This is a genomic window from Candidatus Eisenbacteria bacterium, from assembly GCA_020847735.1.
Lineage (GTDB): Bacteria > Eisenbacteria > RBG-16-71-46 > RBG-16-71-46 > RBG-16-71-46 > CAIXRL01.
This window is the reverse complement of record JADLBL010000009.1, coordinates 23,558-39,499: the sequence shown is the minus strand read 5'-3', so window position 1 is coordinate 39,499 and position 15,942 is coordinate 23,558. Positions and strand designations below refer to the sequence as shown.

10 protein-coding genes are annotated in these 15,942 nt (G+C 74.5%); all 10 read right to left on the bottom strand.

Going from position 1 to position 15,942, the window contains the following annotated elements; translation table 11 throughout:
- Positions 1 to 6: 6 nt before the first annotated feature.
- The 10 genes from IT347_04515 to IT347_04470 all read right to left on the bottom strand — a co-directional run bounded on the left by IT347_04515 (position 7) and on the right by IT347_04470 (position 15,934).
- Positions 7 to 2,142: a DUF5110 domain-containing protein gene (locus tag IT347_04515; GenBank protein ID MCC6348842.1), complete on the bottom strand. Its 2,136-nt coding sequence runs from the start codon at positions 2,140 to 2,142 to the stop codon at positions 7 to 9.
- 13 nt (positions 2,143 to 2,155) lie between these two features.
- Positions 2,156 to 3,844, bottom strand: a complete 1,689-nt coding sequence (locus IT347_04510; GenBank protein ID MCC6348841.1) for a peptidylprolyl isomerase — start codon at positions 3,842 to 3,844, stop codon at positions 2,156 to 2,158.
- Between the two features lie 123 nt (positions 3,845 to 3,967).
- Positions 3,968 to 4,576 carry a thermonuclease family protein gene (locus IT347_04505; protein MCC6348840.1) on the bottom strand — a complete coding sequence of 203 codons (609 nt, stop codon included), beginning with the start codon at positions 4,574 to 4,576 and terminating at the stop codon, positions 3,968 to 3,970.
- Entirely contained in the window at positions 4,573 to 8,124 is a 3,552-nt protein-coding gene (mfd, locus tag IT347_04500) for a transcription-repair coupling factor (GenBank protein ID MCC6348839.1), read from the bottom strand. Before mfd ends, IT347_04505 begins: the two co-directional genes overlap by 4 nt.
- Positions 8,125 to 8,304: 180 nt before the next feature.
- Positions 8,305 to 10,380, bottom strand: coding sequence for a VWA domain-containing protein (locus IT347_04495; protein ID MCC6348838.1), 2,076 nt, complete (start codon positions 10,378 to 10,380; stop codon positions 8,305 to 8,307).
- Complete coding sequence (locus tag IT347_04490; protein MCC6348837.1) at positions 10,377 to 11,006, bottom strand: hypothetical protein; 630 nt, start codon at positions 11,004 to 11,006, stop codon at positions 10,377 to 10,379. The genes IT347_04495 and IT347_04490 overlap by 4 nt, the downstream gene beginning before the upstream one ends.
- Positions 11,003 to 11,803: a DUF58 domain-containing protein gene (locus tag IT347_04485; GenBank protein MCC6348836.1), complete on the bottom strand. Its 801-nt coding sequence runs from the start codon at positions 11,801 to 11,803 to the stop codon at positions 11,003 to 11,005. The genes IT347_04490 and IT347_04485 overlap by 4 nt, the downstream gene beginning before the upstream one ends.
- A 111-nt stretch (positions 11,804 to 11,914) precedes the next feature.
- The gene (locus IT347_04480) at positions 11,915 to 13,303 is read right to left on the bottom strand and encodes an amino acid permease (protein MCC6348835.1); all 1,389 of its coding nucleotides are present in this window, start codon (positions 13,301 to 13,303) and stop codon (positions 11,915 to 11,917) included.
- Between the two features lie 144 nt (positions 13,304 to 13,447).
- Positions 13,448 to 14,443, bottom strand: a complete 996-nt coding sequence (locus IT347_04475; protein ID MCC6348834.1) for a MoxR family ATPase — start codon at positions 14,441 to 14,443, stop codon at positions 13,448 to 13,450.
- A gap of 171 nt (positions 14,444 to 14,614) precedes the next feature.
- Positions 14,615 to 15,934, bottom strand: coding sequence for an exo-alpha-sialidase (locus IT347_04470; GenBank protein ID MCC6348833.1), 1,320 nt, complete (start codon positions 15,932 to 15,934; stop codon positions 14,615 to 14,617).
- Positions 15,935 to 15,942 lie beyond the last annotated feature (8 nt).

Sequence of the window (15,942 nt, the reverse complement as noted above, 5' to 3'; positions counted from 1 at the left end):
CCCGCTTCACGGCCCCTCGACGCGCTCCGGCTTCGCGCCCACGACCGTGACGGCGTAGCGGCGCCCCGCCGGCCGCGGCCACGCGCCCTCCTCGATGCGCGCGCTCACGCGCAGCACCCCGCCCGCGGTTTCGGCGGCGAAGCGCGTGCGGCGGAACGCGCCGCGCGCGTAGCCGTAGCCGTCGCCGGCGTCCTCGTAAAGCCAGCCCTCGGCGCGGCCGTCCGCGTCGGGCGCGACCAGCAGCTCGAGCGAATCCGGAGCCGTCTCGCCCGAGGACTGCACGACGGGCCCGAGCGGCAAGATGGCCCCGGCGCGCAGGTGCAGCCGCGGCAGCGCCACGTCGTCGTCGCCCGCGACCGGGCGCACGCGCGGCCAGCGCGCCTCGTCGTCGGCGAGGCTCGCGCCGCCGCCCGCGGGCGCGAGCGCGCCGGCGTGCACGAGCAGGTCGGCCCCGAGCAGGAACTCGTGCTGGACCGCGCGCAGCCAGGCGGCGCGCGGCGCGGCGAAGAACGCCGGACGCGCGACCGGCAGTCCCGTGCGCGAGGCCTCCTCGAACAGCGTGTAAAGGTAGGGCAGCAGCCGGTAGCGGGTCTCGAGCGCGCGGCGCGCGAGGGCTTCGACCTTCGGCCCGAAGCTCCACGGCTCCTTGCGCATGTTGCCCTTCTCGGTGTGCGCGCGGGAGAAGGGCAGCAGCGAGCCCAGCCCCAGCCAGGCGGCGTACTCCCCGCCGGTGCTCGGGCCCGCGAAGCCGCCGATGTCGGGCCCCGCGAACGGCTGGCCCGAGAGTCCGAGGTTCAGCGTCATCGGCAGCGCCATGCGGAAGTGCTCCTCGTTCGAGCGGTTGTCGCCGGTCCACGCCGCCGCGTAGCGCTGTCCGCCGAGGTGGTTGGCGCGCGAGAGCACGAACGGCCGCCGTTCCGGGCGCGCGGCGCGAAGGCCCTCGTAGGTGGCGCGCGCCATCTGCATGCCGTACACGTTGTGGTAGCGCGCGTGGTACCCCGGGCCGCCGAGGTCGGCGTCGGCCTCGTGCCGCGCGGTCTCGGGCATCGTCTTGCCCGGGGCGGCGAAGACCGCGGGCTCGTTCATGTCGTTCCAGATTCCGTCGGCGCCCGCGCGATCGGCGAACTCGGCGGTGCGCCGGCCCCACCACCGGCGCACCGCCGCGCGCGTGAAGTCGGGCCACACGCACAGGCCCGGCCACACGCGGCCGGTGAACGGCGTGCCGTCGGCGAGCCGCACCCACGCGTCCAGCCGCGTGCCCTCGTCGTACGTCGCGTCGCCGGCCTCGCGGCGGATGCCGGGATCGAGGATCCACACCGTGCGGAAGCCCTGCGCGTGCAGCGTGTCGCTCATGACTTTCGGCTCCGGGAACCCCACCGGATCGAACGTGAACGGCTGGTGGCGGTCCATGTAGTCAATGTCCAGCCACAGCACGTCGCACGGCAGCCGCCGGGCGCGGAACTCGCGGGCGATGCGCAGCACCTCGCCCGCGGGGGCGTACGAGTAGCGGCACTGCTGGAAGCCGAGCGCCCAGCGGGGCGGCAGCGGCGGGCGGCCGACGAGCCCGGCGAGCGCGACGAGCACGTCCTGCGGAGTCGGCCGCTCGACGACGATCACCGGAAAGGCCGGGCCCTGCGCGCGGAACTCGATGCCGTTCGAGAGGTCCACGACCACGCGGCCGGGCGTGTCGGCGAGAACGCCGAACGCGCTGCCGTCGGGCCGCACGGCCAGCACCCACGGGTGCGACTGGTAGAGCGACGGGGTCGAGCCGTCGTAGCCGTAGGCGTCGGTGTTCCAGCAGATCGTCGTGCGGCCGTTGCGCAGCAGCGGGCCCGGCACCTCGCCGGTTCCGTAGAGCGAGGTGCCGCGCGCAAGGGCGACGCGCACGACGCGGCCGCCCCGCGCCATCGAGAAGACCGGCCGCACCCGGAAGGCCGCCGGCAGCTCGCCGACCGCCGCGCGCGGCGCCTCGAGCGCGAGCGAGGGCGGCGCCGCGCCGCGCGCCTCCGCGTCGGGCCAGAAGCGCGCCAGCCCTTCGCCCAGCGATTCGGCGACCGGCTGCGCGTGCGCGCCGGCCGCTCCGAACAGCGTGAAGGGCGCGAGCAGGGCCCGCAGGAGGCTCAGCCAGCCGCGGGTCGCCACGCGCGGGGACCCGTCAGTTTCCGACGTCGATCGTGGCCGGCGGAGGCCAGGGCACGCTTCGCAGGTTCTCGGTGAGCAGGACGGGCCGCACCAGCGACTGCAGCGAGTCGGTGTACCGCGCCAGCCGCTGCTCCTGCGCCAGCTGCATGGCGTTCTGGAGCAGGTTCGCGCGCAGGTCCGGCGTGAGGTTCTCGAACGTCAGCGGCTCCTGCGCCTTGCCGACGACCTGCATGAGCCGGAAGCCTTCGCGCAGGTGCTCCGGTCCCGCCCACTCGCCGGGCTGCATGCGCGCGAGCGTCTCGCGCATCGTGATCCAGTTGGGGTCGGACGTCGGGTAGTTCACGACCTCGTGGTGGACGATCGCCTGCACGCCCGCCCTGCGCACCGCCTCCTCGAGCGTGGCCCCGCCGTGACCGCCGTGCATTCCGATGCGCGCGGCCGTCGCCGAGTCGGGCAGGATCACCCACTGGATGTTCGCGCGGCTGACCTGCTGGTACTGGCCCTGGACCATGGCCCAGATCTGGCGGAGCTGAGCCTCGCCGGGAGGCGGGACGTCCGCGATCGAAGCCTGGAACTCGCCTTCGAGCAGGTAGCGCTCGTACTCGCCGCGCACGCGCCGATTCACCTCCGGCTCCTCCAGCAGGTGCCGGCGCCGGGCCTCCTCGCGCGCGACCCGGGTGATGACGCGGCCCTCGATCCACTGCTGGATGGCGGGCGTCAGGCCGGCCGGCGGTTTCTGGACGTCGGGGCGGGAGAGGTCGTCGAGCGCGTCGCCGAGCGTGTAGCGTCCGCCGTCCCAGCGGGCCAGCGTCTCGGCGCGCTCGTCGGCGGTCGGCGCGGGCGGCGTCAGGTCGCCGATGCGCGCCGGCGTCAGGAGGCGAAACAGGCGCTGGGCGGCGCCCTTTTCCACGTTCACGTGCGCGGCTTCCTTCAGGCCGATCATGGCCTCGACCATGGTCTGGCGGACCTTGCGCTGCCGCAGCATCTCGGTGAGCTGCGTGTGCTCCAGCTCGAACGACGGCCGTTCGACCGCCGCGCGGCTTTCCACCACCATCAGGAACACGCCCTGCGGCGTGTCGTACGGCCCGCCGACCTTGCCCGGCTCGAGCGTGAGCAGCGCCTCGTCGAGCGGCGGAACGAGCTGGCCCGGACGCACGTTGCCGACCAGGCCGCCGGACGGAACGGTGCCCGGGATGTTGTGGCGGTCCGCGACGGCCGCGAAGGGCACGCCGTTGGCCAGGTCGCGCAGGGCCGACGCGATGATGGTGCGGTCCGGCGAGTAGATGACGCGCACCACCGCCTGCGTGCCGCGCCACTGCCAGAGCCGGTGCGCCTCGGCCTCGCTGACGCCGGGGTCCTTCGGCGCGAGCTTCGCGTACAGGGCTTCGAGCGCGTAGCGGTCCTCGAGGCTCGCGAGGTAGTTGCGCGCGAACGCCGTCGTGTCGGAGCCCCGCCGGTGCGCCGCTTCGAGCATCAGCTCGCGGCGCACCAGATCCTGCAGCAGCGTGAGCTTCGCCTGCTCGGGCGTGCCGCGGTACTGCAGCTCGTTGCCGCGCGCGGCGTCGAGCAGGTCGGCGGACGTGATCGTGCGCGAGCCGACGCGCGCCAGCGGGCGCTGGCCGATCGAGCAGCCGGCGAGCAGCGAGGAAACGGCGAACGCGGCGAGCGCCGCGAGCGCGGCACGGGCAGTCGAGCGGGTCACGGAACGGTTCCTTTCCGGCGGGATGCGGCGGCTTTCCGATGAATCGGCGGCCGACATTAGAGGGGGCCGCGGGGGGTCGCAAGGCCGGTCGTCGTGCGCCGGCGCCGCTCCGGCGGAGTTCCACTAGGCAGGCGGACCCACGGCCGTGCCGATCGAGTCGGGCGCGGCCCACAGGCCGGCGCCCTCCGTTCGGGCGGCGCGCTCGGCGGAGCGGAACTCGTCCAGGTAGCGGAACGGGTGGCGCGTGTAGGCGAAGCCGTAGCCGCGACGGACGATCTCGAGGTTCACGAACGTGCCGTCCTCGAGCCACAGGTAGCCGAGCGTACGGCCGTACCGGTCACGCCGCTCCTGGTCGAAGTCGAGCCGCACGCGGCGCCCGGCGACGAGGCGGTTCGTGTGCGCGCTCGCCTGGCGGGCGAAGTACTGGACCGGCGTGCCCTCGCGGTGCAGCTCGGGCGTGTCCACGCCGATGAGCCGCACGCGCTCGTGGCCGTCGAGCATCACCGTGTCGCCGTCAATGACGCGCACGCAGGTGCGCGCCCGGGCGCGGGCGGGCGCGGCGATGGGCCGGGGGGCCTGGCCCGGCGATGCGGACCGCGGGCCGGGGCGAGCAGGCGCCGGCGGCTGGCGCCGCTCCGGCGGTGCGCCGGGGCGCCGAAGCACGAGGGCGAGCGGCACGAACACGGCGATCAGCAGGGCCACGAATCCGAGACGAAACCGCCCGCGCTTCACGATCGGCTGGTGCGTCCGGCCGGCGCCGGCGCGGCGGGCCGCTCCGGCGCTCCCGGCTTCGGCCCGCCGCCGGCATCCGGCGCGGCGGCCGCGACCGCACGGTTCAGCGCCACCAGCGTCTCGCGGGCCCGATTGAGCAGCACGAGATCGGCCCCCTTCATCCGCAGCCCGAACTCGCGGCCCGAGAAGAACTCGACCTGGAAGTTGAGCGAGCCCACGACCGACGCGATCTCCGCGGGCTTGAGGGGACGGCGCAGCGTCACCTCGGCGACGTCGTGCAGGACCTTGAGACTCTCGACCAGCGCGGGCGCCTCGTCGGGGCCGCGGCCGAGCACGCGCAGCCGCCGCAGCTCGACCAGCGCGACCGTCGGCGGCGGCAGCTGGCCGAAGCGGTCCATCAGCTCGAGTGTGAAGTCGTCCACCGCGCCGTCGTTCCTCGCCTCGGCGAGGCGGCGATAGAGCGCGAGCTTCTCGTGCTCGTCGGGCACGTAGTCGTCGGGCAGGAAGGCGCTCCAGTCGGTGAGCAGGCGCGGCTCGGGGCGCAGCGACTCGACCTCGCCCTTGAGCCCGGCGACCGCCTCCTCGAGCAGCTTCACGTACAGGTCGAAGCCCAGGCCGACGATGTGGCCGTGCTGCTCGGGCCCGAGCATGTTGCCGGCGCCGCGGATCTCCATGTCCTTGAGCGCGACCTTGAATCCCACGCCCAGCTCGTCGAACTCCTCGATCACGCGCAGGCGCTTCTCGGCCTCCTCGGTCAGCACGCGGCGGCCGGGCACCATGAGGTAGGCGTGCGCGCGGTGGCTCGAGCGGCCGACGCGGCCGCGCAGCTGGTAGAGCTGCGCGAGGCCGAGCGTGTCGGCGCGATCCACGATCAGCGTGTTGACCGTGGGGATGTCGAGGCCGCTCTCGATGATCATGGTCGCGACGAGCACGTCGAGGCGGCCCTCGGTGAAGTCGAGCATCACCTGCTCGAGCTGGCGTTCGTGCATCTGGCCGTGGGCGACGCCGACGCTCACCTGGGGGATGAGTTCCTGCAGCATCGCCGCCCGGTTGTAGATGGTCTCGACGCGGTTGTGGACGAAGAACACCTGCCCGCCGCGGTCCACCTCGCGCAGCACCGCCTCGGTCACCACCTCGGGGTCGAACTCGAGCACCTCGGTGTGCACCGGCAGGCGGTTCTGCGGCGGCGTCTCGATGACGCTCATGTCGCGCGCGCCGGCGAGCGACAGGTTGAGCGTGCGCGGGATCGGCGTGGCGGTCAGGGCGAGCACGTCCACGGTGCGGGTGAGCTGGCGGATCTTCTCCTTCTGCGCCACGCCGAAGCGGTGCTCCTCGTCGATCACCACCAGGCCCAGGCTCGCGAAGCGCACGTCCTTGCTGAGCAGCCGGTGCGTGCCGATGACGATGTCCACGTCGCCCGATGCGAGGCGCGAGACCACGTCCTTCGTCTCCTTCGGGGTGCGGAAGCGCGACAGCACCTCGACCTTGACCGGAAAGTCGGCGAGCCGCTCGCGGAACGTGATGCCGTGCTGCTGCGCGAGGATCGTGGTCGGCACCAGCACCGCGACCTGCCGGCCGTCCTGCACGGCCTTGAACGCGGCACGGATCGCGACCTCGGTCTTGCCGTAGCCGACGTCGCCGCAGATCAGGCGATCCATGGGCGAGGCGGTCTCCATGTCGGCGCGCACGTCCTCGATGGCCGTGAGCTGGTCGGGCGTCTCGTCGTAGGGGAACGACGCCTCGAGCTCGCGCTGCCAGACCGTGTCGGGCTTGAACGCGTGGCCCGGCAGCGCGTGCCGCGCGGCGTAGGCCTTGAGCAGCTCGTCGGCCATGTCCTGAATGGCCTGCTTCGCCCGCGCCTTGGTCTTCTGCCACTGCGCCGAACCCAGCCGGTGCAGCCCCGGCTTCGCGCCGTCGCCGGCCGCGTAGCGCGAGACCAGCGACAGCATGTGCACCGGCACGTAGAGCACGTCCTTCTCGGCGTAGGAAAGCTCGAGGCAGTCGGTCTCCTGCCCGCCGAGCGTCAGGCGTCTCATGCCGCGGTAGATGCCGACCCCGTGCTCCTCGTGCACGACGAAGTCGCCGGGCTTGAGCGCCGAGAGTTCGGCGACCGACATGCCTCCGGTGCGGCGCAGCCGGCGCCGGCGCCGCCGGTAGCGCGAGAAGATCTCGTGGTCGGTGAGCAGCGCGAGCCCGGCGCCGCGCAGGGTGAAGCCGGCCGAGACGAGGCCGACGCCGAGCGTCGCGCCCTCGTTGCCGAGCATCTCCCACAGCCGGTCGCGCTGGCCCGGGTTGTCGCACAGGATGACCGGGGCGATGCCGTTCGCGCTCAGCTCGGCGAGGTGGTCGCGCAGCCGGTCGAGGGAGCGCTGCTGGGGTTCGGCCGGAAGGCAGTCCACGATCACCCGGTGCGCGTAGCGCGCGGCCTCGCCCGGCTCGGCGACCGCGCCCATCCAGTCCGCGCCGCGGCGCTGTTCGAGCAGCTCGTCCCAGGCCGAGGCCGGCTGGAAGAGCTGCCCGGGCGGCGAGATGAGCGGGTACTCGCCGCGCGCGCGGTGGAACGCCTCGAGCACGCCCGCGGAGAACTCCTCCGCGCGCTCCGCGAGCGCGGCCGGGTCGTCCACCACGACCAGCGCGTCGTCGGGCAGGTAGTCGGAGAGCGAGGCGAGCGCGTCGTCGTAGTAGCCCGCGAAGCGCTCCATGCCGTCATGGAACAGGTTCGCGCCGCCGCGGGCGGCCTCGTCGCCCGCCTCGCGCAGCCGCCCGGCGATGGTCTCGGCCTCGCCCGGCTCGACGATGATCTCGTAGCGCGGCAGCACGCGGGCGGCGGAGAGCTTTTCCAGTGAGCGCTGGGTGCCCGCGTCGAATCGCCGCAGCGAGGCGATCGTGTCGCCGTCGAACTCGATGCGCAGCGGATCGCCCTGGCCGACCGGGAAGACGTCGAGGATGCCGCCGCGGCGCGCGAACGTGCCCACCGACTCGGCCTCGGGCAGCCGCTCGTAGCCGAGGTAGACGAGCCGCTCGATCAGCGCGCGCGGGTCGGCGTCCTCGCCGACGCGCAGCGACAGGATCGCGCGCGCGAGCCGCTCCGGGCGCGTCACGCGCTGCAGCACGCCGCGCACCGTCGCGACCACCACGCCGCGTTCGCCCGCCGCCAGTCGCGCGAGCGTCCCGAGCCGCTCGGCGGTCAGCGTCGGGTGCGGCGAGGACGGGTCGTAGGGGGGCGAGTCGGGTTCGGGAAACGCGAACGTCGCGCCACGGCCGCGGAAGTACTCGAGGTCGTCGCGCGCGGCCTCGAACGCCTCGCCGTGCGGGACCACGTACAGCAGCGTGCGGTCCGTGCGCCGCTGCAGCCACGAGACGAAGTACGCGCGCGCCGAGCCGGTGAGCCCGCGCACCGCGACGCGCGGGCGCTTGCGCGCGGCGTCCGCCCGATTCCAGCCGCCCCCGAGCGTGCCGAGCAGGTCGAGCGCTTCCGGACAGCGGTCCGCGTAGCCCGCGAGCCGTTCGGCGAGATCGTCGGTCAGGTACAGGTCGGTGGTGGTCACTCTCGAGTCCCGGGGCCAGCACGAAAAGCCGCCTCGGAAGGATCCCGGGCGGTCGCGGCGCGAGGTTGTGGGCCGCGTCGCGGCGCGGGCTCGTTCCGCTCCCGGCCGGTGGCGGCGGACGGCGACGCTAGCAGGCCGGCGCGGGCGCCAACAAGCGCGGGACGGCGGTGGTGGCGGCGGTCAGGCGCCGCGCCGGGCCGCCGCCGGCATGCCCCAGCGCCCGATCACGCTCTCGGCGACGAGCAGCGCGAGCGCGAGCAGCGCGAAGACGGCCCACAGTTCGCGGCCGAAACGCGCCTCGCGCACGCGCCGGGCGAGATCCGCGCCGGCGTGCAGGACGGTGGCGCGCCCGGGCGGAAAGCCGGCGAGCAGCGCGGATTCGTCGAGCGCGGTGAGGTCCGACTCGCGCGGGTCGGGATTGACGGCGAAGCTGCTGCGCAGCCGGCCGCCGAGCAGCACGCGGTAAAGCCCCGGCTGCTCGAGCGGCGCCGTCTCGAGCCGCGTCGCGCCCTGCGTGCCGCCGAGCGCGACGGGCACGTCGCGGCCGCCTTCGTCCAGCACGCGCCACTCGCCGGTCGTCGCCGGCGCGCGCCAGACGTCGCCGGGCGCGAGCGAGAGCGCGGCGGTGCCGCGGCCCAGCACGCGCACGCACTGGTGGACCAGCGGCAGGAACGCGCCGCTGACCGCGAAGTCGCTGCTCGCCAGGTCGAGCGAGGCGTTGAGCACCAGCGCGTGCGGCGCCTCGATCAGCGCCGGGTGCGCGCGGTCGTATTCGAGCAGCACGCGCCCCGGGCCGGGCCGGTAGGCGCGCACGACCGTGAAGCTGGCCGAGGAAAGCGGCTCGCCCGGGCGTGCCGGAAAACCGCCGAGCACCGGGTGGCCGGCGACGCGGCGCACGAGCCGCCAGGCGGCCCCGGCGGGCGCCTGGTCCTCGCCGCCCAGTTCGCCCGCGCCGATCTCGCCCAGAAGCAGGCGGTTCCACGCGTCCGCGTCGGCGCGCGCGCCGGGCACGAGCAGCAGGCCGCCGCCGCCGCGCCAGAAGTCGAGCAGCGCCTGCAGCTCGGCCGGGCCCGGGCGCGCGACGTCGCCGAGCACGATCACGTCGGCGTCGGCCGCCTGCGCGGCGAGCCCCGCGGCGTCCACCGCGCGCACGTCGAAACCCGACGCCTCGCCGCCCGCTTCGAGCGCCAGGCGCAGCGGCGAGGGCCCGCCGTCCTCGCGCAGCAGCACGTGCAGCGCGCCCGCGCGCCCGGCGGCGAAGACGCGGCGATTGTCGAGCGCCAGCGCGTCCTCGGGAAGCAGCGCCTCGCCGCCCGCGACCGGCAGGCGCGACAGCGGCAGCAGCGCCGCGGCCTCGCCGCGCCCGGGCAGCGAGACGAACCCGGAGCCGAGCCGGTCGCCGGGCGCGAGCGCGCCGGCGTCCGGGGCCGCCGCCAGTTCGCGCGCCTCGACCGCGAAGTCGCCCGGCGTGACCCCGAAGGCGGCGGCGCCGAGCGAGAGCTCGACGCCGTCCGCCGCCGGCGAGAGCGCGGCCGAGGTGAGCGCGGCGTTGGCGCGGCTGCGCGGCGCGAGCGGCACGAGGTAGACGCGCGTGGCGTCCCAGGGTCCCTCGGGCGCGGCGAAGCGCGCGCCGCCTTCGAGGGCGGGAAAGCCTGCGCGCTGGAAGTCCGAGATCCAGAACAGCTCGCGGTTGAGCGCGTGCGAGCCGCGCAGCGCCCGAGCCGCCAGCGCCAGCGCGGCCTCGTGGTCGGTGGTGGCGGCGCCCGGCCGCAGGGCCTGCGCCGCGGCGCGCAACCGGCCGGCGTCGCCGAGCGGGCGTTCCGAGACGGGATGCGGCGCGCGGTCGTAGGGCACGAGCAGCAGCTCGTCGGCGGGACCCATCGTCGCGAGCAGGTCGTCCACGACGCGCCGCGCGGCGGCGGTGAGCGGCCGGCCGTCGGGTCCCGGCGCGCCCATGCTGCCGCTCTGGTCCACGAGCGCCACGAGCGAGCTGGCGGCGGCGCTGCCCGCGGCGTTGCCCCTGAGCGCCGGGCGCGACATGGCGATCGCCAGGCAGGCGATGGCCAGCGCCCGCAGCAACAGCAGCAGCCACTGCTTGAGCTTCAGGCGGCGGATCTCGCTCTGGTGGACCTCGGTCAGGAACTCGAGCGAGGGAAAGCGCACCTCGCGCGGCCGGCGGCGGGTGAACAGGTGGATGAGGATCGGGACCGCGGCCGCCGCGACGCCGAACAGGAACAGCGGGTTCAGGAAGTTCACGACGGAAACTCCCGCCAGGTGCCGCTCGAGTCGTCCCAGGCCTCGAGGCGCGTGACCGGGTGGATCTCCCAGCCCGTCAGGCGCGGCGCGGCGTTGCCCAGCGACCACGACGAGGGGACGCGGTCGTACTGGTAGTCGTAGAGCAGCCAGCCCGAGACGCGCACGTGCCGCGGACCGCCGGGCCAGGGAGTCGCGCCGCCGCGGTTGGGGCGGAAGAACGCCAGCAGGGCCTCGCCGTTCCAGCGCCCGCGGCGGCGCCACTGCGGCGTGATCTCGGCGGTCACGTAGAGCGTGTCGGTGCCGCCCTCGCCGCGCGGCGCGGGCGCGATCTCGAGGTGCAGGTCGCCGTCGGCCGCGAGCATCGTGCGCTGCACCCAGCCTTCGAGGCTCACGCCCCTGGCTTCGAGCGGCGCGTACTCGGCGAGCGGGCGGCCGTGCGGCAGCGCGGCGAAGCTGTCCACCGTCCACGGCGCGTAGCGTTCGGGCGCGCGCTCGCGCCCCTTGCCGGCGCGCAGGTGGCGCAGCTCGCGCGGCGCGGCCGGCCCCTTGCCGAGCACGGCCAGGCCGCCGATCAGCGCGGCGGCGCCCAGCGCCAGCACCAGCGCGGCGAGCACGCGGAAGGTCACAGCAGCCTCGAGCGCTTCTCGAGGTAGGCGAGCAGCGCGCGGTCGAACGGCGTTCGCGTGTCGAGCGGCACGTAATCCACGAGCTGCTCGCGGCACGCGCGCCGGTAATGGTCCCGCCAGGCGTCCATCCGCTCGCGGTAGCGTTGCCCGATCTCCCACGGTTCGGTCGTCAGCCGCTCGCCGCTCTCCAGGTCCACGAACGTCGCGGTGTCGTGGTAGGGGAACTCGATCTCGTCCGGGTCGAGCACGTGGAAGACGATCACCTCGTGATGGCGGTGGCGAAAGTGCTGCAGGCCCGAGAGCACCTCGTCCGGCCGGTCCATCAGGTCGGAGATCAGCACCACGAGTCCGCGCCGCTTGATGCGCTCGGCCAGTTCGTGCAGCACGGGGCCCAGCTTCGTGCGGCCCTGCGGCTGGCCGGCGCCGAGCGCCTTGAGCAGCACGTCGAGGTGGGTGCGTACCGAGCGCGCGGGAATGAACGAAACCGGCCGCTCGGCGAACAGCAGCGCTCCGACCGCGTCCTGCTGCCCGAGCATCAGGTAGGCGAGCGCGGCCGCCAGCGAGCGCGCGTACTCGATCTTCGAGAGCGAAGCGCGCGCCGACTGGAAGCCCATCGAGCCCGAAAGGTCCACCAGCAGGTGGCAGCGCAGGTTCGTTTCCTCGGTGTACTGCTTGACGAGGTAGCGGTCGCTCTTGGCCAGCACCTTCCAGTCGAGGTTCTTGAGCGGATCGCCCGGCATGTACGGCCGGTGCTCGGCGAACTCGACGCTGAAGCCGTGAAAGGGCGAGCGGTGCATGCCGGCGATGAAGCCCTCGACGACGAGCCGCGCACGCACGTCGAGATGCGCGAGCCGCGCGACGACCGCCGGGTCGAGGGAGGTGCGGCCGTCGCTCACGGGGTCACCACGTCAGCGCGCGGTCCTGCCGCGACGCCACCACAGCCAGTAGACCGGGAAGCCGGTCGCGGCGATGAGCACGCCGGCCATCGCGCGCGGGACCGGCAGGCCGAGGCGCGCCAGCGAGGTGAAGGGCGCGCTGCTCGAGAAGTCGCTCCAGATGATGACCGCGGTGACGACCAGGAACACGATCGCCGGCAGCGGATGCAGCGGCGAGCGGTACGAAGGCGCCGCCGCAGCGGCGGACGCGCCGCCGCGCTTTTCGCGGGCGCGCTGCACGAACAGCGCCGCGGTCGTGACGCCGTAGAAGGCCCACGAGGTCGTGACGAACCAGCCCGAGACGTCCTCGAAGCCGCCGGCGGCCCACAGCCACACGCACGACAGCACCGCCTGGATCCACAGCGCCCGCGCGGGGGATTCGCGCCGCGGGTCGAGCGCGGCGAGCGGTTTCCACAGCAGGCCGTCGGCCGCCATCGCCTGCGTCACGCGCGGGCCGGTGAGGATCGCGCCGTTGATGGTGCCGAAGGTCGAGACGGCGACCAGCACGGCCAGCGCGCGCGCCCCCCAGTCGCCGACCAGCCGGTGGATGACCTCGGTCGCGACCGCCGGATAGCTGGCGACCTCGTCGGGCGTGAGCACCTTGTAATAGGCGAAGTTGACGAGCACGTAGACGGCGACCACGAGCGCGGTGCCGCCGAGGATGGCGATGGGCAGGGTGCGCCGCGGATTCACCACCTCGCCGGCGACGTAGGTGGAATCCGTCCAGCCGTCGTAGGCGAACAGGATGCCGATCATCGCCAGCGCGAAGGCGGTCAGCAGCGAGTGCCCGGCCGAGCCCGCGGTCGCGGCCTGTTCGATCGGGCCCGGCGCGTGCGCGACCGGCACCGTGAACGCCGCGACGCACAGCGCGACGATGCCGGCGAGCTTGGCGGTCGTGAACAGCGACTGCGCGCCCGCACCCTCGCGAACGCCCAGCCAGTTGACGAACGTGAGCAGGAAGATCGCGACGCAGCCCACGGCCAGCTCCGCCGGGTGCCCGAGTCCGAGCACCTGGCAGAAGTAGAGCGCGAACACGCTGGTGATGGAGGCGATCACGGTCGGCTTGATGACCCACAGGTTCGCCCAGCCGAAGGCGAATCCCCACGCGTCTCCGAAGCTCTCGCGGATGAAGACGTACAGACCGCCGGTCCTGGGCTGCCCGACCGCCAGCTCGGTCAGCACGAGCGATCCGCACAGCGACAGCACGCCTCCCAGCACCCACGCGGCGATCACCGGCGTAAACCCGGGCAGCTCCTGCGCGACCCCGTGCGGGGAGCGGAAGATTCCGGAGCCGATGATGTTCCCGACCGTGATGGCGGTGGCCGCGTAGAGCCCGATCCTGCGGTGCATCTCGACGCTCATGGTTCCCCCGGCGGTCGGTGGCGGTGCGCGTCCTGCGTTGCGGCGGCCGCCGCGGTTCCCGGCGCGCTCGTGCGACTGCGGCCGCCCCGGTCCGTGCGCGTGCGCCCGGCCGGCCGCGTCCGTCCTGCGGTGCTGCCTCCCGCCCTACTCCGCCGGCACGGCCTTCAGCAGGTCGGCGATGATCCGGTCGGGCTTCACGCCCTCGGCCTCGGCGGTGAAATTGGTGATGATCCGGTGGCGCAGCACGCTGGCGGCGACCGCCTGCACGTCCTCGATGCCGGGCGCGAAGCGGCCGCGCATCACCGCGCGCGTCTTGGCGCCGAGCACCAGGAACTGCGAGGCGCGCGGGCCGGCGCCCCAGCTGACCCACTGGCGGACGAACTCGGGCGAGTCCTCGCGCCCGCGCGTCGCGCGCGCCAGCCGGACCGCGTAGCGCACGACGTGCTCGGTGACCGGCACGCGGCGCACGAGCTGCTGCAGCGCGAGGATGTCCCCGGCGCCGAGCACCCGGTCGAGCTGCGGCACGTAGGCCGAGGTCGTCGAGGCGACGATCTGCTCCTCCTCGCCGGCGCCGGGATAGTCCACGCGCACGTTGAACATGAAGCGGTCGAGCTGCGCTTCGGGAAGCGGGTAGGTGCCTTCGAGCTCGATCGGGTTCTGGGTCGCGAGGACGAAGAACGGCTTCGGCAGCGCCATCGTCTGGCCGCCGGCCGTGACCTCCTTCTCCTGCATCGCCTGCAGCAGCGCCGCCTGCGTCTTGGGCGGTGTGCGGTTGATCTCGTCGGCGAGCACGACGTTCGCGAACACCGGACCGCGGATGAAGCGCAGCGCGCGCCGCCCGCTGGCCGAGTCCTCCTCGAGGATGTCGGTGCCGGTGATGTCGCTGGGCATCAGGTCTGGCGTGAACTGGATGCGGCTGAACTGCAGGTCCAGCACGCGCGCGACGCTCGAGACGAGCAGCGTCTTGGCCAGCCCCGGGACCCCGACCAGCAGGACGTGGCCGCCGGCGAACAGCGCGGTGAGCAGGTGGTCCACCACCTCCTCCTGCCCGACGATGGCCTTGCGCAGTTCGGCGAGGATGCGTTCGCGGGCCTGGTTGAGCTGCTGCACGGCCTGCAGGTCGGATGGGGTGCCGCTCAAGCGATGGCCTCCGGTCGGGAGGAAGGTCGCGGCGCCGGCGCCGGGCGCCGCGCCGTCAGGACAAACGAGTGCGGAACGTTAGCATCGCACCGGTCCCGCCCGCCACGCGCGCGGCCGTGCGCGGAGAGTCCGCCGACCGGCGCGGCGCCGCGGGGCGTTCTCAGATAGAACCTAGCGCCGGTCCAGGCGCGCCAGGCGCAGGCGGGGCTGCTCGGCGGGCCGCTCGATCCAGACCGCGTAGGCGCGGCGCGGACCGGCGCCGGCGAGCGCGGCGCTGCGGACGGCGGCGCCGAGGAACAGCCACGGCGTCTGCGCGCCGTCGGCCTCGACCGCGCGCACCGCCAGCACGCGGGCCGTCGTGTCGGCGAGCGGCCGGGCGATGACGCCCGCGAGCGTCGTCGCTCCCATGCCGGCGAGCATGGGGCGCGAGGCCTCGCGCAGCGAGTCCGCCAGCATGCGGCGCGGCCCCGTTCGCCCGACGTCGGCGCGCCAGGTCGCGAGGTAGACGCCGGGCCGCACCTCGTCCGACTCGTGCTCGGCTCCGGTGAACCACGCGTAGAGCCCGCCGCCGGCGCGGTTCGCGCTCAGCGCCGGCCCGACCGACGGGCAGCCGGGCAGCAGCCAGCGGTCCGCCGAGACGAGCGTGTCGAGCGCGAACGTCGCGCCGCCGTCGCGCGAGATCGCGAGCCGGGGATCGCGCAGGTCGTCGTGCGCTCCGCGGTACGCGATCACGACGCGGCCGGCGGAGTCGGCTCGCATCGCGAGCCGGCAGCACGGACAGCCCTCCGCGGCGACGAGCACGCTCGGCTGCCACGAATGCCCTTCGTCGAGGCTGGCGGCGAGCCGGACCTGCGCGCGCGCGGGTTCCTCCTCGCCGGGCGCCAGCTTCGCGCCGCGCCCGTCGAGCCAGGCGGCCAGCGCGCGCCCGTCGGGCGAGAAATCGAGCGCGAGGAAGCCGTGGTAGGTGGACTTCGGATCGCCGGAGTCGTCGTTGACGAACACCGGCGGGCCGAACGTCGCGCCGCCGTCGGCGCTCGCGCGCGAGACGATGTCGTCGGCGAAGCCGCCGCTGTCGCGATGCGCCGCCCACGCGACCACGAGCTGGCCGCTCGGCCCGAACGCCGCGACGGGCCGGCTCTCGGAATAGGACGAAACCCGCCCCGCCGGATCGTCGAGCCGCCGGGGAGCGCCGAAGCGGCCGGCGCTGTCGGGGGCGACGGCCAGCCAGACGCCGGCGCCGGCGCTGTCGCGCGTCACCCAGGTGAGCGCGAGCCGGCCGCGCGGGCCGACCGCGAGGCCGGGATCGAACGCGGCGACGTCCGCGAGCTCGGGCGGGGTGATCTCGCGCACGCCGGCCCACGCCGGGGGACGCGCGGCGGGCGTGCAGCCGGGAACGAGCAGCGCGCAGGCGAGCGCGAGAGGGGCGAGGCGGCCCGCGCGCCGGGCGGCGGCGCCGGGGCGATGCGGAGTGTTCCGGTCGGAAGGCGTCATGTCCGGCA

What these genes read in the sequence shown, in the direction of transcription:
- IT347_04485 (MCC6348836.1), bottom strand. Translation starts at nt 11,803, where the DNA reads ATGCACCGCTCGCCCTTTCACGGCTTCAGCGTCGAGTTCGCCGAGCAC.
- IT347_04480 (MCC6348835.1), bottom strand. Translation starts at nt 13,303, where the DNA reads ATGAGCGTCGAGATGCACCGCAGGATCGGGCTCTACGCGGCCACCGCC.
- IT347_04470 (MCC6348833.1), bottom strand. Translation starts at nt 15,934, where the DNA reads ATGACGCCTTCCGACCGGAACACTCCGCATCGCCCCGGCGCCGCCGCC.